The sequence below is a fragment of the Pseudomonas sp. B5(2017) genome (assembly GCF_002112825.1).
GTDB lineage: Bacteria > Pseudomonadota > Gammaproteobacteria > Pseudomonadales > Pseudomonadaceae > Aquipseudomonas > Aquipseudomonas putida_Z.
In genome coordinates this window covers 21,610-46,719 of sequence record NZ_NEIR01000001.1, presented here as the reverse complement: position 1 = coordinate 46,719, position 25,110 = coordinate 21,610, and the positions used below count along the sequence as shown (strand labels likewise).

22 protein-coding genes and 4 tRNA genes are annotated in these 25,110 nt (G+C 62.9%); 6 read left to right on the top strand and 20 right to left on the bottom strand.

The window, feature by feature from the left end; all coding sequences use genetic code 11:
• Positions 1 to 59: 59 nt before the first annotated feature.
• On the top strand, positions 60 to 428 hold the full coding sequence (locus CAG00_RS00235) for an Mpo1-like protein (protein WP_038409214.1): 369 nt from the start codon (positions 60 to 62) through the stop codon (positions 426 to 428).
• A gap of 136 nt (positions 429 to 564) precedes the next feature.
• Here CAG00_RS00235 and CAG00_RS00230 read toward each other — a convergent pair whose 3' ends face one another.
• The 3 genes from CAG00_RS00230 to CAG00_RS00220 all read right to left on the bottom strand — a co-directional run bounded on the left by CAG00_RS00230 (position 565) and on the right by CAG00_RS00220 (position 2,515).
• The gene (locus CAG00_RS00230; protein WP_085592892.1) at positions 565 to 1,362 is read right to left on the bottom strand and encodes an acyl-CoA thioesterase II; all 798 of its coding nucleotides are present in this window, start codon (positions 1,360 to 1,362) and stop codon (positions 565 to 567) included.
• A gap of 77 nt (positions 1,363 to 1,439) precedes the next feature.
• Positions 1,440 to 2,219: a CHAD domain-containing protein gene (locus tag CAG00_RS00225; RefSeq protein ID WP_085663145.1), complete on the bottom strand. Its 780-nt coding sequence runs from the start codon at positions 2,217 to 2,219 to the stop codon at positions 1,440 to 1,442.
• Positions 2,220 to 2,236: 17 nt separating this feature from the next.
• Positions 2,237 to 2,515: a hypothetical protein gene (locus tag CAG00_RS00220; RefSeq protein ID WP_003259403.1), complete on the bottom strand. Its 279-nt coding sequence runs from the start codon at positions 2,513 to 2,515 to the stop codon at positions 2,237 to 2,239.
• Positions 2,516 to 2,693: 178 nt separating this feature from the next.
• On the opposite strand from CAG00_RS00220, the gene CAG00_RS00215 reads away from it, so the two are divergent.
• Entirely contained in the window at positions 2,694 to 3,734 is a 1,041-nt protein-coding gene (locus CAG00_RS00215) for a patatin-like phospholipase family protein (protein ID WP_024086621.1), read from the top strand.
• Positions 3,735 to 3,911: 177 nt separating this feature from the next.
• On the opposite strand, the gene CAG00_RS00210 is transcribed toward CAG00_RS00215, so the two are convergent.
• The 11 genes from CAG00_RS00210 to CAG00_RS00160 form a co-directional block, all read right to left on the bottom strand.
• The gene (locus tag CAG00_RS00210) at positions 3,912 to 5,783 is read right to left on the bottom strand and encodes a SurA N-terminal domain-containing protein (RefSeq protein ID WP_025338420.1); all 1,872 of its coding nucleotides are present in this window, start codon (positions 5,781 to 5,783) and stop codon (positions 3,912 to 3,914) included.
• Positions 5,784 to 5,966: 183 nt separating this feature from the next.
• Positions 5,967 to 6,239 (bottom strand): HU family DNA-binding protein, encoded by a 273-nt coding sequence (locus CAG00_RS00205; protein WP_003259401.1) that lies wholly within the window; start codon positions 6,237 to 6,239, stop codon positions 5,967 to 5,969.
• A gap of 152 nt (positions 6,240 to 6,391) precedes the next feature.
• Positions 6,392 to 8,788 (bottom strand): endopeptidase La, encoded by a 2,397-nt coding sequence (gene lon / locus CAG00_RS00200; RefSeq protein WP_015269697.1) that lies wholly within the window; start codon positions 8,786 to 8,788, stop codon positions 6,392 to 6,394.
• A gap of 163 nt (positions 8,789 to 8,951) precedes the next feature.
• A complete protein-coding gene (clpX, locus tag CAG00_RS00195) occupies positions 8,952 to 10,235 on the bottom strand; it encodes an ATP-dependent Clp protease ATP-binding subunit ClpX (protein ID WP_025338419.1) in 1,284 nt (427 codons plus the stop codon).
• A gap of 108 nt (positions 10,236 to 10,343) precedes the next feature.
• Positions 10,344 to 10,985 (bottom strand): ATP-dependent Clp endopeptidase proteolytic subunit ClpP, encoded by a 642-nt coding sequence (clpP, locus tag CAG00_RS00190; RefSeq protein ID WP_003259400.1) that lies wholly within the window; start codon positions 10,983 to 10,985, stop codon positions 10,344 to 10,346.
• Positions 10,986 to 11,076: 91 nt separating this feature from the next.
• Positions 11,077 to 12,390, bottom strand: coding sequence for a trigger factor (gene tig, locus CAG00_RS00185; RefSeq protein WP_024086620.1), 1,314 nt, complete (start codon positions 12,388 to 12,390; stop codon positions 11,077 to 11,079).
• A gap of 247 nt (positions 12,391 to 12,637) precedes the next feature.
• Positions 12,638 to 12,937 carry a DUF6388 family protein gene (locus CAG00_RS00180; RefSeq protein WP_025338418.1) on the bottom strand — a complete coding sequence of 100 codons (300 nt, stop codon included), beginning with the start codon at positions 12,935 to 12,937 and terminating at the stop codon, positions 12,638 to 12,640.
• A gap of 300 nt (positions 12,938 to 13,237) precedes the next feature.
• Positions 13,238 to 13,313 (bottom strand) — tRNA-His (locus CAG00_RS00175).
• 44 nt (positions 13,314 to 13,357) lie between these two features.
• A tRNA-Leu gene (locus CAG00_RS00170) sits at positions 13,358 to 13,442 on the bottom strand.
• A 52-nt stretch (positions 13,443 to 13,494) separates the two neighbouring features.
• Positions 13,495 to 13,570, bottom strand: a tRNA-His gene (locus CAG00_RS00165).
• A 41-nt stretch (positions 13,571 to 13,611) separates the two neighbouring features.
• A tRNA-Arg gene (locus CAG00_RS00160) sits at positions 13,612 to 13,688 on the bottom strand.
• A 271-nt stretch (positions 13,689 to 13,959) separates the two neighbouring features.
• On the opposite strand from CAG00_RS00160, the gene folD reads away from it, so the two are divergent.
• Entirely contained in the window at positions 13,960 to 14,814 is an 855-nt protein-coding gene (folD, locus tag CAG00_RS00155; protein WP_085663144.1) for a bifunctional methylenetetrahydrofolate dehydrogenase/methenyltetrahydrofolate cyclohydrolase FolD, read from the top strand.
• Positions 14,815 to 15,000: 186 nt separating this feature from the next.
• Here the strand turns inward: folD and CAG00_RS00150 are convergent, their stop codons facing one another.
• The 6 genes from CAG00_RS00150 to CAG00_RS00125 are packed head-to-tail and all read right to left on the bottom strand — an operon-like array spanning position 15,001 to position 20,932.
• Positions 15,001 to 16,740 carry an ABC transporter substrate-binding protein gene (locus tag CAG00_RS00150; RefSeq protein ID WP_085663143.1) on the bottom strand — a complete coding sequence of 580 codons (1,740 nt, stop codon included), beginning with the start codon at positions 16,738 to 16,740 and terminating at the stop codon, positions 15,001 to 15,003.
• Between the two features lie 39 nt (positions 16,741 to 16,779).
• Positions 16,780 to 17,052 carry a DUF2160 domain-containing protein gene (locus CAG00_RS00145; protein WP_013971877.1) on the bottom strand — a complete coding sequence of 91 codons (273 nt, stop codon included), beginning with the start codon at positions 17,050 to 17,052 and terminating at the stop codon, positions 16,780 to 16,782.
• Positions 17,053 to 17,064: 12 nt separating this feature from the next.
• Positions 17,065 to 17,865, bottom strand: coding sequence for a carbohydrate ABC transporter permease (locus tag CAG00_RS00140; protein ID WP_013971876.1), 801 nt, complete (start codon positions 17,863 to 17,865; stop codon positions 17,065 to 17,067).
• Between the two features lie 3 nt (positions 17,866 to 17,868).
• Positions 17,869 to 18,732 (bottom strand): carbohydrate ABC transporter permease, encoded by an 864-nt coding sequence (locus CAG00_RS00135; protein ID WP_013971875.1) that lies wholly within the window; start codon positions 18,730 to 18,732, stop codon positions 17,869 to 17,871.
• Positions 18,729 to 19,838: an ABC transporter ATP-binding protein gene (locus CAG00_RS00130; protein WP_085663142.1), complete on the bottom strand. Its 1,110-nt coding sequence runs from the start codon at positions 19,836 to 19,838 to the stop codon at positions 18,729 to 18,731. Before CAG00_RS00130 ends, CAG00_RS00135 begins: the two co-directional genes overlap by 4 nt.
• The gene (locus CAG00_RS00125; protein WP_075044530.1) at positions 19,838 to 20,932 is read right to left on the bottom strand and encodes an ABC transporter ATP-binding protein; all 1,095 of its coding nucleotides are present in this window, start codon (positions 20,930 to 20,932) and stop codon (positions 19,838 to 19,840) included. Before CAG00_RS00125 ends, CAG00_RS00130 begins: the two co-directional genes overlap by 1 nt.
• Positions 20,933 to 21,156: 224 nt before the next feature.
• On the opposite strand from CAG00_RS00125, the gene CAG00_RS00120 reads away from it, so the two are divergent.
• The 3 genes from CAG00_RS00120 (at position 21,157) to CAG00_RS00110 (ending at position 25,064) form a co-directional block, all read left to right on the top strand.
• Entirely contained in the window at positions 21,157 to 22,905 is a 1,749-nt protein-coding gene (locus tag CAG00_RS00120) for a sigma-54-dependent Fis family transcriptional regulator (protein ID WP_085663141.1), read from the top strand.
• A 452-nt stretch (positions 22,906 to 23,357) separates the two neighbouring features.
• Positions 23,358 to 24,422 carry an ornithine cyclodeaminase gene (locus CAG00_RS00115; RefSeq protein WP_085663140.1) on the top strand — a complete coding sequence of 355 codons (1,065 nt, stop codon included), beginning with the start codon at positions 23,358 to 23,360 and terminating at the stop codon, positions 24,420 to 24,422.
• A gap of 162 nt (positions 24,423 to 24,584) precedes the next feature.
• Positions 24,585 to 25,064, top strand: coding sequence for an Lrp/AsnC family transcriptional regulator (locus CAG00_RS00110; protein ID WP_025338409.1), 480 nt, complete (start codon positions 24,585 to 24,587; stop codon positions 25,062 to 25,064).
• Positions 25,065 to 25,110: the final 46 nt, after the last annotated feature.

Genomic DNA, 25,110 nt, shown 5'->3' with positions numbered 1-25,110 from the left:
CGATTGGCCCCCGCCTGGGGGGCGCACTAAGCTTTGGGCATGACCGAGAGGAAATGCCCATGAGCAAACGCCTGCCCAACCTGCCCGCCTGGCAATGGCGCGGCTACCACCACAACCACCGCCACCCGACCAACCTGGTGCTGCACCTGATCGCCGTGCCGCTGTTCATCCTTGGCGCGTTGCTGATTCTGTCCGGCCTGTTCGGCCTGGATCTGGGCCAGATTGCCGTTGGCATCATTGCCTTGATCGCCGGCCTGGGCCTGCAGCGCCAGGGCCATCGCCTGGAAGCCGAGCAACCCGAGCCCTTCGCCAACCGCAAGGATGCCGTGCAACGCCTGCTGACCGAGCAGTTCATCACCTTTCCGCGCTTCTTGCTGAGCGGGGCCTGGTGGAAGGCCTGGCGGGAACGACACAAGCATCGGCGCTGATGCCAGTGGGGCTGCTCTGCAGCCCAATCGCGACGCAAGGCCGCTCCCACAAGAACCGCGCATGTCCTGAATTTTACGCGATCCTGTGGGAGCGGCCTTGTGTCGCGATAGGAGCGCAACGCGCTCCCGGGTTCGGTCAGGCAAACACGGTAACCGTCTGCCGGCTCAAGGCCAGCAACTCGCCCTGCGCCGTCCTCAACGCGGCGGCGGCATGCCCATAACCATCCCGCGCATGCTCGGTTTCCACGCAATAACGGCACCAGTCCAAGGTCGACAGCTGCGCCGTGGGCTGCATGAATTCGATGGTCCAGGTCAACGTACTGCCTGCGGCCGGCTGCTTGAGAAACGGCATCAGGCTCGGCGGCCAGGCATCGACCAACGCCAGCAGGTGCGCCTCGTTGACCGGTTCTTCGGCCACCCCGCGCAAACGTACCCAGCCGCCCATCTGGCGCGACTGATTGCCACTGAACGGCAACCCACCCACCGCCCAGCGCAAGGCAACATGCTGCATGAACTCCGGAGTAACGCCTTTGATATGGGGCAACTCGGGGGCTGCGTCTTCGAGCGCTTTCATCTCCGTGGCCGGCAACGCCGGCACATCGACCACCGATGGCCGCCCTGCACCGAAATTGCCCTGCACCAGAGTCACCACCTGGCCGTCTTGAACGGCACGGCCCAGCAAGGTGCTGACTGCCTTGCCTTCACGCAGCACCTCCACGTCGAAGCGGATTGGCACATCCGCCGCGGCCGGCGCCACAAAGCTGATGGCCAGAGAACGCACGGGGCGGTCATCGGAAATTTTCTGGCGCATGGCTTCATACACCATGGCCGCCATCAGCCCGCCAAAGGCGGCGCGACCCTGGGCCCAGCTTGGCGGGACGCTCACCGCTTCGGGGTTGGCCCGCACGGCGTCGAGCAGTTGGTTGAAATTCATTGGCCGGCTCCTGCCTGCAGCGAAAAAGGTCTGTCCATCCTAGCCAGCAAACCCCTGTCGATCAGCCCGCATATCGGTCATTTTTCGGGCTTTCGCCGCGCCAGCGCCTGCAGCAGTGCATCCAGCGTCACATCCGAATGGCGCTCGGCCTCGTGCAACTCCTGCTCCCAGGCGACCTTGCACGGTGCCAGGTCGGCATGGTCGCGCGCCTGCAGCAGCCATTGCAGGCGATCATGCCAGTCACCCAGGTCGCCCTGGGCCTGCTTCAGCAAGCGCCGCAACGGCTTGCCCGCATGGTCGAGCTGCGGGTATGCCTCGTCACCGTAGCGCGCACGCTTGATCAGCAAACGCAGGCGATGGCGATCGTGGGCCGGGTCCTGCAGCGCTTCGTACAACTTGCGCCACTGTTTGACCAGGCGTTTGTCGATACGCTTTTCCAACGCCTTGACCAGGCCCTCGCGGCCAGCTGCACGCAGGAACAGCGGAAACGCGTCGACAATCGCCAGCACCCGAGTCAGCTGCGGGCTGGCGGCAACACTGGCGAAGGTCCTGCCACGCCCTTCCAGGCGCCGCTGCCCGGCCTCGGCAAAACCACGACCGATCAGTTCGGCCGCCAGCACCTCACGATCACGCAACGGCGTGGTCAGTGTACCCAGCGACTTGGCGGCGTCCTCCAGTTGCTCCACCCCCGGCAGCCCACGCAGCGGCCGCAGCAGGCTGCGCAGGCGCCGCAGCGTGGTGCGCAGGTCATGCAAGGCCTCACTGTCGGTATCGGCAGCCAGGCGCTCGCGGCAGGCCAGCAGGCGCACCTGCAAGGCCACTATCTGGGCAACCACATGATCGAGCATGGCAGACATCGAAAGACGCTCCTTGGTCAGCGCCCGGCGCGAGACTCACGAATATAGAAACGGGCCTTTTCGGCTTTTCTGGTACAGCTTTCATAACCTTCGAACTGCTGCTGGGTCTTGGCCCCGGTCAGCAACGACAAGGCCTTGGAGTAGCTCACGGCACCGGCAAAGCCTTCGGCCTTGGCCAGGTCCAGTTCCTTCCAGGCGGCATCCAGTTGGGTCGCGCAACTCTCGCGGTAGGCCGTCTTGCCCGCGCAGCCAGCAAGGGCCAAGGCGATCAAGGGAAGGCAGATCCAGGCTTTCATCGGTAATACCTCAAAAGAAAAAACGTTGGCTTTTTGACGCCTCGGCAGCTGAAAAGTGCCCTGCCCAGCCAGCTTGGCCCAACCAGTTTTATTACAGTAGCTCAGCGCGATGCACATTGAAGCACAGGTGGCGATGGGTGCATTGTAGGACCATGGTTGCACTGGCCGGGGAATGTTCATGAGCAAACGCGTGGCACTGGTACTGGGATCCGGCGGAGCCCGGGGGTATGCACATATCGGGGTGATCGAGGAAATCGAGCGCCGTGGCTACGACATTGCCTGCATCGCCGGCTGCTCCATGGGCGCGGTGATCGGCGGCATCTATGCCGCCGGCAAGCTGGAAGACTACCGCAACTGGATCGAGAGCCTCGACTACCTGGATGTGTTGCGCCTGGTCGATGTCAGCTTTCGCCTCGGCGCAATTCGCGGCGACAAGGTGTTCGGGCAAATCCGCAAGATCGTCGGCGAGATCAACATCGAGCAATTGCGCATCCCCTACACGGCGGTTGCAGCCGACCTCACCAACCAGCAGGAAATCTGGTTCCAGGAGGGGTGCCTGCACCAGGCCATGCGCGCCTCGGCGGCCATCCCCAGCCTGTTCACCCCAGTGATGCAAGGCAACCGCATGCTGGTCGACGGCGGCATCCTCAACCCGCTGCCGATCGTGCCGGTGGTGTCCAGCCACTGCGACCTGATCATCGCGGTCAACCTCAACGCCACCAACCAGAAGCAGTACCAGTTACCGGTGATCGAACGCCCGGCAGCGTTCAAGATGCGTTTCGATGCCCTGCTCAGTTCGCTGGGCTCGCGCTTGCCGTTCCGGCGCAAGCCGGCGGAGGAGCTGATCCGCATCGAGCAGGAAATCGTCGCCGAAGGGCTGGCGCCGCCAAACCCGTGGCTGGCCGACGCCGCCAACCCGGAAGGCCAGCAACCGGCGGCGGCGCCGGAGCGCGAAGGCGCGCCGAAGTCGGCGACTGGCTCGTTCATCATCGACAACGTGGGGCCCGCTTCGCTGCTGGACTTGATCAACCAGAGCTTCGAGGTCATGCAGACGTCGTTGGCGCAGTACAAGATCGCCGGCTATCCGCCGGATGTACTGATCAACGTGCCCAAACGGGTATGCCGGTTTTTCGAGTTCTACAAGGCGCCGGAGCTGATTGCCCTGGGGCGGGAGATTGCGCGGGATACGCTGGATATCCATGAAGGGGTGAAACGCTAGACCCTGCGCTGCTGGTGCCGGCCTCTTCGCGGGTAAACCCGCTCCCACAGGTTCACCACAGTACTTGAAACCTGTGTTGGACCTGTGGGAGCGGGTTTACCCGCGAAGAGGCCGGCACAGACAACAGAAACGAAACAGGCCGCACTGGGCGGCCTGTTCGTTCATGCATCCATCACCTTAGTAACGGGTGATGTCCGCCTTGGCTTCCAGCTGCTTGCGGTACGCCGCGAAGTCTTGCTGGCCAGCACGCGACGCGAGGTAGCGGCGGATCTGCTGCTTCTCTTCGTCGGTGGCAGTAGCGCCTTCGTTGACACCCTTGAGCTGCAGTACCACCAGGCTACCGTCACGCAGCACGACGCTGCCATAAACCGGCTTGTCCTTGGCTTGTGGCTTGCCCAGGCGGAACAGTGCCTGCAGCTCGGCCGGGTCGATACCGTCCTCGCCGCGGGTAACTGCTTCATAGGCCTTCCAGCCCTGCCCTTCGTGCACACTGCCCGCTGCGATGGAACCGTCACGCAGGCCGGCAATCAGCTTGTCCGCCTTGGCCTTGAGCTCGGCAGTCGCCTTCTCCTTGGCCAGGTGTTCGCTGATGTTCTTGGCCACGGCTTCCAGCGGCAGCTGCTCAGGCTTGCGGTGCTCCTTGACGCGCAGTACCACGGTGGTTTCCGGGTCGAGCTCGATGGCGGTGCTGTTGGCACCCTCCTCCAGCACTTCTTCGGAGAATGCGGCCTGCACGACCGAACGGTTGGCAGTGATGCCTTCACCACCCTCACGGCCGAAGGCTGCGGAGGTTTGCACCTTCAGGTTCAGGTCCTGGGCCGGCTGGGCCAGGTCGGAAGCCTCGTAGGCGGCATCCTGCAGCTGCTTGCTGGCATCTACGTAACGCTGCTCGACCAGCGGGATCTTCAGGTCACGGGTCAGCTTGTCCTTCAGGCTGGCGAAGCTCGGCACTTCCGGTGCCTGTACGCCCAGCAGCTTGATCAGGTGGTAGCCGAACTCTGTGCGCACCGGCGCCGAGACCTGGCCATCCTGCAACTTGTACAGTGCATCTTCGAACGCCGGGTCGTAAACGCCCGGGCCGGCGAAGCCAAGGTCACCGCCGCTGTTGGCCGAACCCGGGTCCTGGGAGAACTCCTTGGCCAGCGCGGCAAAGTCTTCACCCTTGGCCAGACGCTGCTCGATCTCGTCGGCGCGGGCCTTGGCCTGGGCGTCGGTGACCTTGTCGTTGACCTCGATGAGGATGTGCGCGGCATGGCGCTGCTCGGCGAGGTTGGCGATTTCCTTCTCGTACTGGGCCTTGAGCTCTTCGTCGGTCACCTTGACCTGGTCGAAGAACACCGACTTCTTCAGCTCGATGTAGTCGATCACCACCTGGTCCGGCGACATGAACTCCTTGGCGTGCTGGTCGTAGTGCGCCTTGATCTCTTCATCGCTGACCTTGACCGCGGCCGGGTCGGCCTTGAAGGTCAGGGAAGCGAAGTCACGGGTCTGCTTCTCGAGGCGGGCAAAGGCATCGACCTGCTGGTCGGTGACGAAGCTGCTGCCGGCCAGGCCGGTGCGCAGCTGGCCGATAAGCATTTCCTCGGCGAGCATGTCGCGGAACTGCATGCGGCCATAGCCCATCTGGCGAATGACCTGGTCAAAACGGTCGGCACTGAACTTGCCGTCCACCTGGAATTCCGGCGTCTGCAGGATCACTTGATCCAGCGCGGCCTCGGAGAAGGCGAATTTGGCATCTTCGGCGCCTTGCAGCAGCAGCTTGCGGCTGATCAGGCCTTTCAGTGCCTCTTCGCGCAGCAATTTGTCGTCCAGCAGCGCCGGGTCGAAATCCTTGCCCAACTGTTGCATCAGCTGACGGCGCTGCATGTCGGCCGCCTGGCTCAGCTCGTTCTGGCTGATGGTCTGGCCGTTCACCTTGGCGGCGTCCTGGCTATGTGTGGCGGCCTGGAAAATGGCTTCAAAGCCGGTCAACGCCATCAACACGACGATAAGGCCGATGATGGTCTTGGCAATCCAACCTTGTGAATTGTCCCTGATATTTTGCAGCATGCGTCCCCCAGAAACGGCTGTACCACTGCGTCGACAACCGCGGAGCGTGGGTAGAAACCTGATAAAAGAAAGGCGCATCCGAGGATGCGCCTTTTCTTAGCAAACGTGTCAGGCGGGAACGTTTGCGCCCCGCCATCACCGTGCTCGGACCTGGCCAGGCCGGGTCCGGCTGAAAGAGACGACTTAGTTGACGGCGTCTTTCAGGCCTTTGCCAGCCTTGAAGCCTGGAACCTTGGCGGCAGCGATCTTGATCGCGTTACCGGTTTGCGGGTTGCGGCCGGTGCGCTCTGCACGCTCCTTGACCGAGAAGGTACCGAAACCAACCAGTACCACATCGTCACCTTGCTTCAGGGCGCCGGTGACGGATTCGATGACTGCGTCCAGCGCACGGCCGGCTACAGCTTTCGGGATGTCAGCAGATGCGGCGATAGCGTCAATCAGTTCCGACTTGTTCACTCTAAGTCCCCTTATTTCTCTATTGAGTTTGTTTCTAAGTATGTAATGAAAAGCTTATGAAACGTGCGCTGGGTGGCCTGATGACAATAGCGTGCCGCTTTATAGCAAGGCCCCGAAAAAACTGTCAAGGAAAGCCCCCCAGCCAAAAACTACTAGTGCGTGCTAATTCTTTCCTTAGCATCGCCGTCGCGCTTTTCATCTTTCGCGACAATCTCCGGAGCCACATCTGGCAAGGGCTCCGGGGCGTATTGCAGCGCAATTTGCAGGACTTCGTCAATCCATTTGACCGGTTTGATCTGCAGATCCTGTTTGATATTTTCCGGAATCTCCTTCAGATCGCGAACATTCTCCTCGGGAATGATCACCGTCTTGATCCCGCCACGGTGTGCCGCCAGCAGTTTTTCCTTCAACCCGCCAATGGCCAGCACCTGGCCACGCAGGGTGATTTCGCCGGTCATGGCCACATCGGCACGTACCGGAATCTGCGTCAGCGCCGACACCAGCGCGGTGCACATGCCGATACCGGCACTCGGGCCATCCTTCGGCGTGGCGCCTTCCGGCATGTGGATATGCACGTCGTGCTTCTCATGGAAGTCGGCGGCGATACCCAGGCTGCGGGCACGGCTGCGCACCACGGTCTGCGCGGCGGTGATCGACTCGACCATGACGTCGCCCAGCGAGCCGGTCTTGATCAGCTGGCCCTTGCCGGGGATGACCACGGCTTCGATGGTCAGCAGTTCGCCGCCCACCTGGGTCCAGGCCAGGCCGGTAACCTGACCGATCTGGTCCTGCTGCTCGGCCAGGCCGTAGCGGAACTTGCGCACACCCAGCAGGTGCTCCAGCTGCTCGCTGGCCACCTTGACCTTGACCTGCTTCTGCCCGGTATGTTCCTTGACCACCTTGCGGCAGACCTTGGCGATTTGCCGCTCCAGGCCACGCACACCGGCTTCGCGGGTGTAGAAGCGGATGATGTCGCGGATCGCCGAGACGTCGACTTCCAGCTCGTCCTTCTTCAAGCCGTTGGCCTTGACCTGCTTGGGCACCAGGTACTTGACCGCGATGTTGATCTTCTCGTCCTCGGTGTAGCCCGGTAGTCGGATGACTTCCATCCGGTCGAGCAGCGCCGGCGGGATGTTCATCGAGTTCGAGGTGCACAGGAACATCACGTCCGAGAGGTCGTAGTCGACCTCCAGGTAGTGGTCGTTGAAGTTGTGGTTCTGCTCCGGGTCGAGCACTTCGAGCAGTGCCGAGGCCGGGTCGCCACGCATGTCGCTGCCCATCTTGTCGATTTCGTCCAGCAGGAACAGCGGGTTGCGCACCCCCACCTTGGTCATCTTCTGGATCAGGCGGCCAGGCATGGAACCGATGTAGGTACGGCGGTGACCACGGATCTCGGCCTCGTCACGCACACCACCCAGGGCCATGCGCACGAACTTGCGGTTGGTCGCAGCGGCGATCGACTCGGCCAGCGAGGTCTTGCCGACGCCGGGTGGGCCGACCAGGCACAGTACCGGCCCGCGGATCTTCTTGACGCGCTTTTGCACGGCAAGGTACTCGAGGATGCGTTCCTTGACCTCTTCCAGGCCGTAGTGGTCCGCATCGAGGATTTCCTCGGCCTTGGCCAGGTCCAGGCGCACCTTGCTCTGGGCCTTCCACGGCACCTGCACCAGCCAGTCGAGGTACGACCGGACCACGGTGGCCTCGGCCGACATCGGCGACATCTGCTTGAGCTTGTTCAGCTCGGCCTGGGCCTTGGCCAGTGCGTCCTTGGGCAGGCCAGCGGCTTCGATGCGCTTTTTCAGCTCTTCGACTTCGTTGTGGCCTTCGTCGCCATCGCCGAGCTCTTTCTGAATGGCCTTCATCTGCTCATTCAGGTAGTACTCGCGCTGGCTGCGCTCCATCTGCTTCTTGACCCGACCGCGAATGCGCTTTTCGACCTGCAGCAGGTCGATTTCGGCATCCAGCAGCGCCAGGACGTGCTCGACACGGGTCGGCAGGTCGACGATTTCGAGAATTTCCTGTTTCTGCTCGATCTTCAAGGCCATGTGTGCGGCCATGGTATCGACCAGGCGCCCTGGCTCTTCGATGCTGTTCAGCGACGACAGCACTTCGGCAGGGACTTTCTTGCCCAGCTGCACGTACTGCTCGAACTGCGACAGCAGCGTGCGCACGAACACTTCCGACTCGCGCTCGGCGGCGTCGACTTCGTCGATCAGGGAAACTTCGGCACGGATGTGCCCTTCTACTTCGCTGAAACGCTCCACGGCGCCGCGCTGCTCGCCCTCGACCAGCACCTTGACGGTGCCATCGGGCAGTTTCAGCAATTGCAGCACGGTGGCAACGGTACCGACGCGGTACAGGGCGTCTTCGCCCGGATCATCGTCGGCCGGGTTTTTCTGGGCCAGCAGGAGGATCTGCTTTTCGCCCGTCATCGCCGCCTCAAGGGCTTCGATGGACTTTTCGCGCCCCACGAACAGCGGGATGACCATGTGCGGGTAAACAACGACATCGCGCAATGGCAAAAGAGGCAAGTCGAGGGTGGTCTTCATGATTTCGCCTCTACAGCGGCCTTATGGCCGGAAACCGGTGGAAATGATGCTTGGACCTAATGTGGGGGCACGCTTGGGAAATTACAAGCGCTAGCGCAGGAAAAGCAGAAAGGGGCCCGTAGGCCCCTTCTCGCTTGCAACCGTCAACCGGCCATTGCCTGGATCAGGCGTCCGGTGCGGCCTTGGCTTGCGGCTCGCTGTTCTCGTAGATCATCAGCGGCTGCGAGGTGCCATCGATGACGCTCTCGTCGATCACCACCTTGCTGACATCCTTCTTCGAAGGAATCTCGTACATGGTGTCGAGCAGCACGCCTTCGAGGATCGAACGCAGGCCACGGGCGCCGGTCTTGCGCTCCAGGGCCTTGCGCGCCACGGCCTTGAGCGCATCGCTGCGGAACTCGAGGTCGACGCTTTCCATCTCGAACAGCTTGGCATACTGCTTGGTCAGGGCGTTCTTCGGCTCGGTGAGGATCTGCATCAGCGCAGCCTCGTCCAGCTCGTCGAGGGTTGCCAGTACCGGCAGGCGGCCGACGAATTCCGGGATCAGGCCAAACTTGACCAGATCGTCCGGCTCGACCTCACGCAGGGACTCGCCAACCTTCTTGCCCTCTTCCTTGCTGCGTACTTCGGCGCCAAAACCGATGCCACCCTTGGTGGAGCGGTTCTGGATGACCTTTTCCAGGCCCGAGAAGGCGCCACCGCAGATGAACAGAATGTTGCGGGTATCGACCTGCAGGAATTCCTGTTGCGGGTGCTTGCGGCCGCCTTGCGGCGGAACCGAGGCCACGGTGCCTTCGATCAGCTTCAGCAGTGCCTGCTGCACGCCCTCGCCCGAGACGTCACGGGTGATGGACGGGTTGTCCGACTTGCGCGAAATCTTGTCGATCTCGTCGATGTAGACAATGCCCATCTGGGCCTTTTCCACGTCGTAGTCGCACTTCTGCAACAGCTTCTGGATGATGTTCTCGACGTCCTCACCCACGTAACCGGCTTCGGTCAGGGTGGTGGCGTCAGCAATGGTGAACGGTACGTTCAACAGGCGCGCAAGGGTTTCGGCGAGCAGGGTCTTGCCCGAGCCGGTTGGCCCGATGAGCAGGATGTTGCTCTTGCCGAGTTCGACTTCGTCACCCTTCTTGTCACGCTGGTTCAGGCGCTTGTAGTGGTTGTACACCGCTACGGCAAGCACCTTCTTCGCGCGTTCCTGACCAATGACGTACTGGTCCAGGATACCGCTGATTTCTTTCGGCGAAGGCAATTTGTGCGCGCTGCTCTCGGCCTGGGCTTCCTGCACCTCCTCACGGATGATGTCGTTGCACAGGTCGACGCACTCGTCGCAGATAAATACCGAGGGCCCGGCAATCAGTTTGCGCACTTCGTGCTGGCTTTTGCCGCAGAAGGAGCAATAAAGCAATTTGCCGCTGTCCTCGCCGTTACGGGTGTCAGTCATTCGATCGATCCAATCCGGTAGGCTTGCAACACAAGATGAAGGCAATTGCGGGCTTTTTCAAGTCCGCAGGTAGGCGCTTTCGGCGCCCACCTGCTCTGGCACCCCGGTTCAGGAGGCCAGTTGCCGCTTGTCGTAGACCGAGTCGATCAGGCCGTACTCGGCCGCGCGCGAGGCGCTCATGAAGTTGTCACGTTCGGTGTCGCGCTTGATGGTCTCGAGATCCTGGCCGGTATGGTAGGCCAGCAGCTCGTTCAGGCGGGCCTTGATATTGAGGATTTCCTGGGCGTGGATCTCGATATCGGTGGCCTGACCCTGGAAGCCGCCCAGCGGCTGGTGGATCATCACACGCGAGTTCGGCAGGCAGTGACGCTTGCCCTTGGCACCTGCAGCCAGCAGGAAGGCGCCCATGCTGCAGGCCTGGCCGATGCAGATGGTCGAGACGTCCGGCTTGATGAACTGCATGGTGTCGTAAATCGACATGCCGGCGGTGACGGAACCGCCCGGCGAGTTGATGTACAGATGGATATCCTTGTCCGGGTTTTCCGCTTCAAGGAACAGCAGTTGCGCGACGACGAGGTTGGCCATGTAGTCCTCTACCGGGCCAACCAGGAAGATCACACGCTCCTTCAACAGGCGCGAGTAGATGTCGTAAGCGCGTTCGCCACGGGCGGACTGCTCGATAACCATCGGGACCAGGCCGCCTGCGGCCTGGATGTCAGAGCTCTGCTGAATATAAGAATTGCGGGACATGTCCTGCGCTCACTCCCAAATAGTCATGGCTTGAATACGCACAAGCCAGCTCGAAGGCTGGCTTGTGGGGGTTTCCTACGAGAGAAGCCTGTTACTCAGCGGCGGCTGGAGCCTGTGCTGGTTTAACGGCATCTTCGTACGAGACCGACTTGTCGGTCACAGTCGCTTTCTGCAGAACAGTATCTACAACTTGTTCTTCCAGCACAACCGAACGGACTTCGTTCAGTTGCTGATCGTTCTTGTAGTACCACGCGATGACCTGCTCAGGCTCTTGGTAAGCCGAAGCCATTTCTTCGATCATTTCGCGAACCTTGCCTTCGTCCGGCTTCAGCTCGAACTGCTTGACCACTTCGGCCACGATCAGGCCCAGGACCACACGGCGCTTGGCTTGTTCTTCGAACAGCTCGGCCGGCAGTTGCTCAGGCTTGATGTTGCCACCGAACTGCTGAACAGCCTGCACGCGCAGACGGTTGACTTCGTTTTCCAGCAGGGCCTTCGGCACTTCGATCGGGTTGGCAGCCAGCAGACCGTCCATGACCTGGTTCTTCACCTTGGCCTTGATGGCCTGGCGCAGTTCACGCTCCATGTTCTTGCGAACTTCGGTGCGGAAGCCTTCCAGGGTCGATTCCTTGATGCCGAACTGGGCGAAGAACTCTTCGTTCAGCTCTGGCAGCACAGGAGCGGCAACGCTGTTGACGGTGATGGTGAACTCGGCGGCTTTGCCAGCCAGGTCCAGGTTCTGGTAGTCCTCAGGGAAGGTCACGTTGACAACGCGCTCTTCGCCAGCCTTGGCGCCAACCAGGCCATCTTCGAAGCCTGGGATCATGCGGCCGGAGCCCAGTACCAGCTGGGTGCCCTTGGCCGAACCACCAGCGAACACTTCACCGTCGACCTTGCCGACGAAGTCGATGTTGACCTGGTCGTCGTTCTGCGCGGCGCGCTCGACGGCCTCGAAGCGGGTGTTCTGCTTGCGCAGCACTTCCAGCATGTTGTCCAGGTCGGCGTCAGCCACTTCGGCGCTCAGGCGCTCGACGTTGATCGACTCGAGGCCGCCAACGGTGAACTCCGGGAACACTTCGAAGATGGCGACGAATTCCAGGTCCTTGCCCTTTTCGAAGGACTTCGGCTCTACCGCAGGGGCGCCAGCCGGGTTCAGCTTCTGCTCGACGATGGCTTCGTAGAAGGAAGCCTGGACCAGGTCACCGAAAGCCTCTTGACGGGCATCAGCTTCGAAACGCTGACGAATCACGCTCATCGGCACTTTGCCTGGGCGGAAGCCGGCAACCTTGGCGCGCTTGGCAGTCTGTTGCAGACGCTTGTTGACTTCGTTCTCGACGCGCTCGGCCGGAACGGCGATGGTCATGCGGCGCTCGAGAGCGGAAGTGTTTTCAACAGAAACTTGCATGGATATTCCTCGTTGCACAGACGTTAGCCGGCGTTAGCCCGACTCCAGAATCAAGGGCAAGCATTCTAGTGAGTCGCGCAGCAGAAGTCACCCCACTCGGGACGACGGGAAACCACGCCGGTCGATTAACTTTCAAGGCCCGCACGACATAACGCCGGGCCTGCTTCAATGGGGGCCGCACGACGCCCGGGGCGCCCTGCAGCCGAAATACCTTGTCAAACAACTACCAGGAACGAATTCGCTGCCTTTATTCAGGGTCGATTTCGTTGAACTGGCAGTACTCCTCCCACTCCATCCCCAGCGCCTCAGCTACCTCGCGGTGCGTCTCCAGGCGCATGGCCTGCAGTTGCTCGGGGGTTTCGGCGATCAGTTGCAGGGCCAGCTCCCAAGGCTGGATACCCTGCTCCTCGGCCGCATCCTCGAACGCCCACTCGATCTGCTGGGCCTGCTCGCGCGCATCCAGCTCACGGATCTCTTCGAGCAGCTGCGGGTTGGCCTCGGCAAAGCGCTGTAGCGCCAGGGCCTGACGGGCTTCTTTTGCGATCATCGGGCTGTTCCTCTGCCGGCCAAATGGGCCGGTGTTTCAACCGGCTGAAATCTAACAGCTTTTATTGGGGTGTCACCAGAGGATTGCAAGGGCCGGGATGCGATTTGGCCGGGAGGGCGTTCGCCAGGGCATTTTCAGCGCCCGGGAGACCGAGCGCCGCCCGCGCGGCGATCCGACTTGTCCCGCGAAGCGCCGCGCGGGCGGCGCTCGATCTCACAAGTGCCAGAACCCTCAAGCCATACACCGAGCGCAGAAACAAAAAGGCGCCCGATCTCACGATCAAGGCGCCTTCGAAGAATATGGGGTGGACGATGGGAATCGAACCCACGACAACTGGAATCACAATCCAGCGCTCTACCAACTGAGCTACGCCCACCATATTGCAGTCTTGCGATTTTGCGGTACAGCCTTACAGAAGCATGGTGCGGACGAAGAGACTCGAACTCTTACAGCTTGCGCCGCTGGAACCTAAATCCAGTGTGTCTACCAATTTCACCACGTCCGCGTAACGCTTAAAACAAAGGCGCCAGATGCTATCGAGGCGCCTTTGAAGAATATGGGGTGGACGATGGGAATCGAACCCACGACAACTGGAATCACAATCCAGCGCTCTACCAACTGAGCTACGCCCACCATATTGCATTACAGCCTACTTGCTTGCCAAAGCTGCCTAATGGCGCACCCGGCAGGACTCGAACCTGCGACCATCCGCTTAGAAGGCGGATGCTCTATCCAGCTGAGCTACGGGCGCTTAAGCTTGAAGCCTAACCGAACGAGACCTTAACAGGTAACTGCTAAACCACTCATTCTGCCCGACTTAGCCAACCAGTGCTAGGCTGTGCCCGACAAGTGCGGCGAATCTTATAGGCGGGCCTGATAGTCGTCAACACCTTTCTCAAAAAAATTTAAATTATTTAAGGGCTTAGGGGATTTGCCCGACCACCCGCCTTTGCCCTTGGCCCATGTCGTGCGAGAATGCGCCCTCTTTAATTGTTTCCTTCTCGATGGTTAATCACGCGTCTATGACTGCACACCTAATCGATGGCAAGGCGATCGCCGCCAGCCTGCGCCAGCAGATCGCTCAACGTGTCGTGGAGCGTCGCCAGCAAGGCCTGCGTACGCCGGGCCTGGCGGTGATCCTGGTCGGCACCGACCCCGCCTCCCAAGTCTATGTCTCGCACAAGCGCAAGGACTGCGAAGAGGTCGGCTTCATTTCGCAGGCGTTCGACCTGCCCAGCGAAACCACGCAGCAGGCCCTGACCGAGCTGATCGACCGCCTCAATGACGACCCGGCCGTCGACGGTATCCTGCTGCAGTTGCCGCTGCCGGCGCACCTGGACGCCTCGCTGCTGCTCGAGCGCATCCGCCCGGACAAGGACGTGGACGGCTTCCACCCGTACAACATCGGCCGCCTGGCCCAGCGCATCCCGCTGCTGCGCCCGTGCACGCCGAAGGGCATCATGACCCTGCTGAAAAGCACCGGCCAGGACCTGTACGGCATGAACGCGGTCATCGTCGGCGCCTCCAACATCGTTGGCCGCCCGATGGCCATGGAGCTGCTGCTGGCCGGCTGCACCGTGACCGTCTGCCACCGCTTCACCAAGGACCTCCCCGGCCATGTCGGCCGCGCCGACCTGGTGGTAGTGGCCGCAGGCAAGCCGGGCCTGGTCAAGGGTGAGTGGATCAAGGAAGGTGCCATCGTTATCGACGTGGGCATCAACCGCCAGGAAGACGGCAAGCTGGTCGGCGACGTGGTCTACGAGACCGCCCTGCCGCGCGCCGGCTGGATCACGCCGGTGCCGGGCGGCGTCGGGCCGATGACCCGCGCATGCCTGCTGGAGAACACGCTGTATGCGGCGGAAGAGCTGCACAAGTAATACCGCGTGATATGAAAACGGCACCTCTGGCAGGTGCCGTTTTTTTTGCCCGTGATCAATGCATTGGCTTCACCGGCCTCTTCGCGGGTGAACCCGCTCCCACAGGTTGCGCGCCGTCCCAGAAGATGGCGATATCTCTGTGGGAGCGGGTTTACCCGCGAAGAGGCCGGCGCGGTATTCAGCCGGTCACTTCCTCGCCGCCTCCCACGACTTCAGCAGTTCGTTGTAGCTGACCGTCTCGCCCTTGGGCTTTTCGTTGGCCAGTTTCGGTTTCGGCGCCCCGGGCTGGTCGAACCAGTACTGGGCGTCCTTCTCCGGGTTCAGCTTCGGTGCGCAGGTGGCCTGGGCGTTGGACCGCTGCAAGCGCTCCATCATCCGGTCCTGGTCGCGGGCCAGGCCGTCCAGCGCTTCCTGCGGGGTCTTCTCGCCACTGGCCACTTCGGCGATGTGGCTCCACCACAACTGCGCCAACCGCGGGTAATCCGGCACGTTGGTGCCGGTCGGTGTCCACTGTACCCGCGCCGGGCTGCGGTAGAACTCCACCAGCCCGCCCAACTTGGGCGCCAGTTCGGTCATGGCCTGGGAATTGATGTCCGACTCGCGAATCGGCGTGAGGCCGACGATGGTCTTTTTCAGCGACACGGTCTTGGAGGTGACGAACTGGGCGTACAGCCACGCAGCCAGGCGTTGCTTCTCGGGGGTGGACTTGAAGAAGGTCCACGAACCGGTGTCCTGGTAGCCCAGCTTCATCCCCTCCTCCCAGTACGGCCCCTTCGGCGAAGGCGCCATACGCCACTTCGGCGTGCCGTCGGCGTTCACCACCGGCAAACCGGGCTTGGTCATGTCGGCGGTAAACGCGGTGTACCAGAAGATCTGCTGGGCGATGTTGCCCTGTGCCGGCACCGGGCCGGCTTCGGAGAAGGTCATGCCCTGGGCTTCCTTGGGCGCATAGGCACGCATCCAGTCCACGTACTTCTGCGTGGCATACACGGCGGCCGGGCCGTTGGTGTCGCCGCCACGGGTCACGCTGGACCCCACCGGGTGGCAGTCCTCCACGCGAATGCCCCATTCGTCCACCGGCAAACCATTGGGCAGGCCTTTGTCGCCGCCACCCGCCATGGAGAACCAGGCATCGGTGAAGCGCCAGCCCAGCGACGGGTCTTTCTTGCCGTAGTCCATGTGGCCATAGACGCGTTTGCCGTCGATCTCCTTGACGTCTTCGCTGAAGAACCTGGCAATGTCCTCGTAGGCCGACCAGTTCACCGGTACGCCCAGCTCGTAGCCGTATTTTTCCTTGAACCTGGCCTTCAGCTCGGGCCGCTCGAACCAGTCGGCACGGAACCAGTAGAGGTTGGCGAACTGCTGGTCGGGCAGTTGGTAGACCTTGCCATCCGGCGCGGTGGTGAAGGAAATGCCGATGAAGTCCTTCAGGTCCAGGGTCGGCGAAGTGTAGTCCTTGCCTTCGTTGGCCATCAGGTCGGTGATCGATTCCACCTTGCCGTAGCGAAAGTGCGTACCGATCAGGTCGGAGTCGTTGACCCAGCCGTCATAGATGTTCTTGTCCGACTGCATCTGTGTCTGCAGCTTTTCCACCACGTCGCCTTCCTGCAACAGGTCGTGGGTCAGCTGTATACCGGTGATCTCGCTGAAGGCCTTGGCCAGCACCTTGGACTCGTATTCATGGGTGGTGATGGTTTCCGACACCACGTTGATCTTCATGCCGCGGAACGGCTCGGCAGCCTTGATGAACCACTTCAACTCGGCCAGCTGCTGCTCAGGGGTAAGGGTCGAAGGCTTGAACTCACTGCCGAGCCACTTCCTTGCCGCATCCTCGTACTGGTCGGCCCAGGCTGTGCCCTGCACGCTGGCCAGTACCAGCAACGCGGCCAGGGTCAAATGTCGCCTGTTGTACTTGTTGTCGAACATTGTGATCTCCCGTTTCAGTTATCCCACAGGGCCGCTCGCTCAGCCCCAGCGCAGCACCACCACCAGCCACGCCAGCGACAGCAGCGAGGCCACCCACAATGGCCACTCGCTGACGCCAACCACCAGCAAATGCAGGTAGGCGCTGGCCAGCAGGCCGATGAACAAGCGGTCGCCACGGCTGGTGACCAGCGGCAGGAAGCCGCGTCGCTCCACGCAGGGGCGACGCAGTTCGAGCAGGGTCATGCCCAGCAGCAGCACGCCAACGGCGGCGAAGAACAGCGCCGTCGGCAAGGTCCAGGCCATCCACTCCATGCCTTGCCCTCCTCACACCCGGCCCAGGGCGAAGCCCTTGGCCACATGGTTGCGCACGAACCAGATCACCAGCATGCCCGGCAAGATGGTCAGTACCCCCGCCGCCGCCAACACGCCCCAATCGATGCCCGAGGCCGACACGGTACGGGTCATCACAGCGGCGATCGGTTTGGCATTCACCGAGGTCAGGGTGCGCGCCAGCAGCAGCTCGACCCAGGAGAACATGAAACAGAAAAACGCCGTCACGCCGATGCCGGAGCCAATCAGCGGGATGAAGATCTTCACGAAGAAGCGCGGGAAGCTGTAGCCGTCGATGTAGGCTGTTTCGTCGATTTCCTTCGGCACACCAGACATGAACCCCTCGAGGATCCACACCGCCAGCGGCACGTTGAACAGGCAGTGGGCCAGGGCCACGGCGATATGGGTATCGAACAGGCCGATCGACGAATACAGCTGGAAGAACGGCAGCAGGAACACCGCCGGTGGCGCCATGCGGTTGGTCAGCAGCCAGAAGAACAGGTGCCGGTCACCGAGGAAGCGGTAACGCGAGAAGGCATATGCTGCTGGCAGCGCCACCAGCAGCGAAATCAGCGTGTTCAGGCACACGTAGTACAGCGAATTGATGTAGCCGCTGTACCAACTGGCATCGGTGAAGATCACCCGGTAGTTGTCGAGGGTGAACGCCTGTGGCCACAGGGTCAGGCCGCCGAGGATCTCGGTGTTGCTCTTGAACGACATGTTCAGCAGCCAGTAGATCGGCACCAGCAGGAAGAAGAAGTACAGCAACAGGGCCAGCGATTTGCGCGTGCTCATGGCCTAGTCCTTGTCGGCATGGGTCATGGCTGTGTAGAACAGCCACGAAACCAGCAGGATGATCAGGAAGTACACCAGCGAGAATGCCGCCGCCGGGCCCAGGTCGAACTGCCCCACGGCCATGCGCGTGAGGGTCTGGCTGAGGAAGGTGGTGGCGTTGCCGGGCCCGCCACCGGTCAGCACGAAGGGCTCGGTATAGATCATGAAGCTGTCCATGAAGCGCAGCATCACCGCGATCAGCAGCACGTTCTTCAGCTTGGGTAACTGGATATGGCGGAACACCGCCCAGCCCGAGGCGCGGTCGATGCGCGCAGCCTGGTAGTACACGTCGGGGATGGCGCGCAGCCCCGAATAACAGAGCAACGCCACCAGCGATGTCCAGTGCCACACGTCCATCACCAGCACGGTCAGCCAAGCGTCGAACGGGTCGCCAGCGTAGTTGTAGCTGACCCCGAGCTTGGCCAGTGTGGCGCCGAGCAGGCCGATGTCGGCCCGGCCGAAAATCTGCCAGATGGTGCCGACCACGTTCCACGGGATCAGCAACGGGATGGCCATGACGATCAGGCACACCGAGGCCATGCGCCCCTTGGTCGGCATGGTCAGGGCAATGGCGATGCCCAGCGGGATCTCGATCAGCAGCACGCAGGCGGAATAGATGAACTGGCGCAGCAGCGCATCGTGCAGCGCCGGGTCGCGCAGCACCTGGCGGTACCAGTCGGCGCCGACGAAGTAGCGGTTGGACTGGTCGAAGATGTCCTGCACCGAGTAGTTGACCACCGTCATCATCGGCACCACCGCACTGAATGCCACCAGCAGGAACACCGGCAGCACCAGCCACCAGGCCTTGTTGTTCGGCACCTTGTTCATGGCCCGGCCTCCAGCAGCACATCGTCGACGTACAGCATCAGCCACTGCGCCGGCAGGCTGACCCAGGCCTGGGCCACCGGCAGTGGGCGGTCCTCGCCCAGGCGCGCCTTGAGCGCGACACCGCCCAGTTCGAGGGTGACGATGCGGTAGGTGCCCAGGTCCTCGACGTCCAGCACCCGTGCCGGGTAGGCGTCATCGAACGGGCTGTCCCACAGCTGCACGAATTCCGGGCGGATGCCTACCTGCAGGCGTCCACCGCCTGTGGCCGCCAGGCGCTCTCGCAGGTGCTCCCGCAGTTGCCCGGGCAGCACCAGGTGAATATCGCCGAACGCCACCCCGCCCGCTTCGGCGCGTACCTCGATCAGGTTCATTCCCGGGCTGCCGATGAAGTAACCGACGAAGGTATGCCGCGGCCGCTCGAACAGTTCGCGCGGGGTGCCGAACTGAACGATGCGCCCGCCGTGCATCACCGCGATCTTGTCGGCGAACGTCGAGGCTTCCAACTGGTCGTGGGTGACGTAGATCATGGTGATGTTGAACTGCTCGTGGATCTGCTTGAGCTTGCGCCGCAGCTTCCACTTCAGGTGCGGGTCGATCACCGTCAGCGGCTCGTCGAACAGGATCGCCGACACGTCATCGCGCACCAGGCCACGGCCCATGGAGACCTTCTGCTTTTCGTCGGCACTGAGGTTGCGCGCCTTCTTGCGCAGCACGGCCGAGAGGTCGAGTACCTCGGCAATCTCCTCCACCCGGGCCTGCACCCGGGCTTCGTCCAGCCCCTGGTTGCGCAAGGGAAACGCCAGGTTGTCGAACACCGTCATGGTGTCGTACACCACCGGGAACTGAAACACCTGGGCGATGTTGCGCGCCTGTGGTGACAGCTGGTTGACCGGCTTGCCGTCGAACAGCACCTCGCCGTGGGACGGTGTCAGCAGCCCGGAAATGATGTTGAGCAAGGTCGACTTGCCGCAGCCCGACGGCCCGAGCAAGGCGTAGGCGCCGCCCTGCTCCCACACATGCTCCAGCGCGTGCAGGGCATAGTCTGCCTCGCTGGCGGGCTGGCGGCTGTAGCTGTGCGCCAGTTGGCGCAGGCGGATCTCGGCCATCACCCTCTCCTTGCCTGGCGCAGCCCAGGGGCCTGCACCAGCGCCCCGGCGCTGTCGAACACGAACAGCTTGTGGGTGGGGATGAACACGCGGATCGGCGTGTCCACCTGGTATTCGTGCACCCCTGGCAGGTGCAGGATCATGCGCCAGTGTTCGTTGCGCACATGCAGGAAGGTCTCTGAACCACTGATCTCGGCCAGTTCCACCAGCACCGACAGTTCCAGGTCGTCGTCGTGGGCCGGCACCAGGCTGATGTGGCTGGGCCGCACGCCAAAGCGGTAGTCACCCTCGGCAAGCGGCTGCAAGTCGGCATTGCGGGCAAAGTGCACGGCCTGGGCCAGGCTCACGTCGTTGCCGCTGATACGGCCAGGCACCAGGTTGATCGGCGGCTCGGAAAACAGTTCGGCAGCCAGCACGCTGCCCGGGCGCTGGTAGACCTCGGCGGTAGGCCCGCTCTGGACGATACGGCCCTCATGCACCAGGGTGGTGGTGCCGCCCAGAGCCAGCGCCTCGTTGGGCTCGGTGGTGGCATACACGGCAATGCAGTGGCGTGCCGCGAACAGTTCGCGCAGTTCCTGGCGCAGGCCCTCGCGCAGTTTGTAGTCGAGGTTGACCAGAGGCTCGTCGAACAGGATCAGCGAGGCATCCTTGACCAGCGCCCGGGCCATTGCCGTGCGTTGCTGCTGGCCACCGGACAGCTCCAGCGGCAGGCGCTGCAGGTAGGCTTCGATGCGCAGCATCTCGGCGGTTTCCTGCACCCGTCGGCGAATCTGGGGCTCGGCCATGCGTGCCTGGCGCAGCGGTGACGCAATGTTCTCGTACACGCTGAGGGTCGGGTAATTGATGAACTGCTGATACACCATCGACACATTGCGCTGGCGCACCGGCACGCCAGTCACGTCCTGGCCATCCATCAGCACCCGCCCCCGGTCCGGGCGATCGAGCCCGGCCATCAGGCGCATCAGGCTGGTCTTGCCGGCCAGGGTGCGGCCCAGCAGCACGTTGAACGAGCCGGGTTCGAAACGCAGTGAGGCATCGACGATCCAGGCCTGGTTGTCGACGCTGCGGCTGACCTGTTCCAGCACCAGGGACATGGCGTGGCCTTCTTGTGGTTTTTGTCTGCCGGGCACAGCCAGTTTCGTGCCAGTTGCGCCGCGACCGTCTGGCCCGGGGCCTTGCTGGCAACACCGGCCAATCGCAGGTTCACAAGTGAACACAAGCACTGAACAACTGAACACTTGCCGGTTTGACATTGAACAACCGTGCACGACACTGAACAGCGGTCGGCCCCATGACAACAATCACACAGGACAGGCCCATGGCCGCATCCGCTTCGACCCATGCCCAACTGATCCAGGCCTCCTGGGCCCGCTGCCGCGACCACGGCCTGCAACCCCAGCACGCCCCGGACTTCGACTGCCTGACCCGCGCCGAGCTGAACGCCCTGCTGGAGCAGCGCCAGGCCTTGCTGCACCTGACCCGCGAAGCGGTGCTGCCGCAATATGCGCACCTGCTGGGCAATGCCAGCTACCTGGTGATGCTGGCCGATGCCAGCGGCTGCCTGCTCGACAGCTGGGGCTCGCGACGGTTCATCGAGCCGCGCCAGCAGCATGGTTTCAGCGCCGGTGCCCACTGGCACGAGCGCGGTGTCGGCACCAATGCGCTGGGCACCGCACTGGTCTGCGCCGAGGCGATTCACGTTGGCCAGGACGAACACTTCCTGCGCCAGAACCGCTACATGTCCAGCGCCGCCGCGCCGCTGTTCGACGCCGAGCGGCAGCTGGTCGGGGTGCTCGATGTGGCCAGCGACGGCTACCTGCCCGCCAGCCAGACCCTGGGCCTGGTACGCATGATGGGCCAGAGCCTGGAGAACCGCCTGATCCTCGCCAAGCACGCCGACCAGCACGCGCAACTGATCTTCAACAGCGCCTCCGACAACCTCGACAGCCCCTGGGCCGGGCTGCTGGTGTTCGATGAGCACGGGCAGGTGCTGGCCGCCAATCACCGGGCCAACACCCTGCTCGGGGGCAACCCGCTGCAGCAGAACATCGCGCAACTGTTCCAGTTGCCCCTGCAACAGCTGCTCAGCCATCCCCGGCAACAGCCCTTCGCCCTGCAAGCCACCGGGCGCAACCGCTTTCATTGCCAGTGGCAGCCACCGCGTGAGGCCCCCGGCCGCCCCGCCGCCAGTAGCGCCGAACCACGCCTGGAGAAGGCCCTGGCGCAGGCCGGCCTGCTGCTGGAAAAGGACATCCCGGTGCTGGTGCAGGGGGAAACCGGCGTAGGCAAGGAGGTATTCGTCGATACCCTGCACCGGGCCAGCAGCCGCGCCAGCCAGCCGCTGATTGCCGTCAACTGTGCGGCGATCCCGGCAGAGCTGGTGGAGTCGGAACTGTTCGGCTACGACAAGGGCGCGTTCACCGGCGCCCACCAGAAGGGCAACCCGGGCCTGATCCGCAAGGCCCACCACGGCATCCTGTTCCTCGACGAAATCGGCGACATGCCGCTGCCCACCCAGGCCCGACTGCTGCGCGTGCTGCAGACGCGCAGCATCCAGCCATTGGGCAGCGGCGAACCGGTGGCGGTGGATATCCGCGTGGTGTCGGCGAGCAACCGCGACCTGGCCGAAGAAGTGCGCGCCGGGCGCTTTCGCCAGGACCTGTATTACCGCATCGCCGGGCTGGCGGTGGTGTTGCCGCCGCTGCGCGAGCGCAGTGATCGCCGGCAGCTGATCGAGCAGGTGCATGCGCGCTACCGCGACCCCGGGCAGCCTGCGCGGCTGCCTGCGGCCATTATCGAACTGCTCGATCAGCACCCCTGGCCGGGGAATATGCGTGAACTGGTGAGTGTGCTGCAGGTGGCGCTGGCCTTGGCGGGTAATGGGCCGGTTGGCGTCGAGCACCTGCCTGCAGGATTTCTGGCCGAGTTGCAGGCCCCCGTGCTGCTTGCCACTGAGGAAGCGGACCTGCACGCGCTGGTGGAGCAAGCCAACGGCAACCTGTCGGCGGTGGCGCGCGGGCTTGGGATCAGCCGCACCACGCTGTACAAGCGGCTGCGTGAGCGATGATTGCCTTTGCCTGTGCGGGCCTCATCGCCGGCAAGCCAGCTCTCATAGAACTGCACATAAGTCATTGAGTTAGCAGGGACCCTGTGGGAGCGGCTTTAGCCGCGAACACCGGCGCAGCCGGTGCCATGCACCGCGTTGGATTCTTCGCGGCTAAAGCCGCTCCCACAGGGTACGAGGATCGCTCGCGAATTCAGTTATCTGTGCGACAGCACGGCCCAAAGGGCTGGGCTATCTCCTACAGCGCCGCTCTCAAGGCCTGTGATATCCCTGTGGGAGCCGGCTTGCCGGCGATAGGGCCGGGCCAGGCAGCCACAGCCGATTCGGCTGCCAGCGCAGCGAAATCAGCCAAAGCCGCTGCCGCCACAGCCCATTACAGCCAGCTTTACCTCCCCACCCGCCGCACAATGAAACCAGAGCCCACTCTGGAAGCGTCGACCGCAGGGAGACCCCTCATGACCCGCTATATCGATGTGCAAGACTTGGCCCGCCTGGTCAACCGCAAAGGCCTGCCCACGTGCCTGCTGGAAATGGCCGAGTACATCCGTCAGGACTACCTGCGCTGGCCCGCCTTCGAAAAATGCGCCCGGGTGGCCAACCATTCAGCGGACGGCGTGATCGAGCTGATGCCAATCTCGGACGCCAGCCGCTACGCCTTCAAGTACGTCAACGGCCATCCGAAGAACACTCGCCATGGCCTGCCCACAGTGATGGCCTTCGGCGCCCTGGCGAGCGTCGATACCGGTGCACCGTTGCTGCTTAGCGAAATGACCCTGACCACCGCCATCCGCACTGCGGCCACCTCGGCCCTGGCCGCCCGCTACCTGGCGCGCGAAGACAGCCGCAGCATGGCGTTGATCGGCAATGGCTCGCAAAGCGAGTTCCAGGCCATCGCCTTCAATGCCCTGCTGGGCATCGATGAAATCCGCCTGTACGACATCGACCCGGCCGCCTCGGCCAAATTGGTCGCCAACCTGGCCAACCGACCCGGCCTCAAGCTGAGCATCGCCAGCTCCGTGGCCGAAGCGGTACGCGGGGCCGATATCGTCACCACGGTGACCGCCGACAAGGCCTGCGCCACCATTCTCACCCCGGAGATGATCGAGCCGGGCATGCACCTGAACGCCGTGGGCGGTGACTGCCCAGGCAAGACCGAGCTGCACCGGGCGATTGTCGAGCGGGCCCGGGTGATCGTCGAGTACGAGCCGCAGAGCCGGGTGGAAGGCGAGATCCAGCAGATGCCGGCGGGCTCGCCAGTGACCGAATTCTGGCGCGTGGTTGCCGGGGAAGCCAAGGGGCGTGAGCGCGCCGAACAGGTGACGCTGTTCGACTCGGTGGGGTTTGCCTTGGAGGATTATTCGGCCTTGCGCTATGTGCTGGATACGGCGCAGGCGCTGGGTATCGGCACGGATATCGGGCTGGTGCCGGTGCTGGAAGATCCGAAGGATTTGTATGGGTTGTTGCAGCCGCGGGTGGTGGAGTTGCGGGCGGTGGCCAAGGCTGGTTCTGTCTGCGCCTGATGGATCCTGGGGCTGCTGCGCAGCCCATCGCGACACAAGGCCGCTCCTACACAAGGACCGCGTATCCCTTGTAGGAGCGGCCTTGTGTCGCGATGGGCCGCGCAGCGGCCCCCTTTACCGCCTAACCTGTCCCATGCCCTCTTCCGAACGAAGCCCAAGCGCATGGACACCAAGGACGCCAACGCCCACCCCCTCGACCGCATCGACGAAGCGATCATCGACATCCTGCGCCATGACGGCCGCATCACCTTCGAGAAGCTCTCCAGCCTCGTCCACCTCACCCCGCGCCCCTGCCTGGAGCGTGTACGCAAGCTGGAGCGCCGTGGCGTGATCCGCGGCTACGGGGCGATCATCGACCTGCAGAAGGTGGCGCCCGGGGTGTCGCTGCTGGTGCTGGTCGCCCTGTCCAACCAAAGCGGGCGGGCCGCGCAGAAGGCCTTCGAAGCCACCCTGCGCAACTGCCCGGAAGTGCACGAGTGCCAACTGATCAGCGGCCACTTCGACTACAGCCTGCGCCTGCGCTGCCGCGACATGGAACACTACCGGCTGCTCAGCGAAAGCTGGATGAACGACGACACCCTGCACATCGACAAGCTGGTCGCGCACCCGGTACTGGCCGAGGTCAAGCCAATGGCTCGCTGACGCGCTATCAAGAGTCGCGCCATTACGCCGGGCGCGGATTCTACGA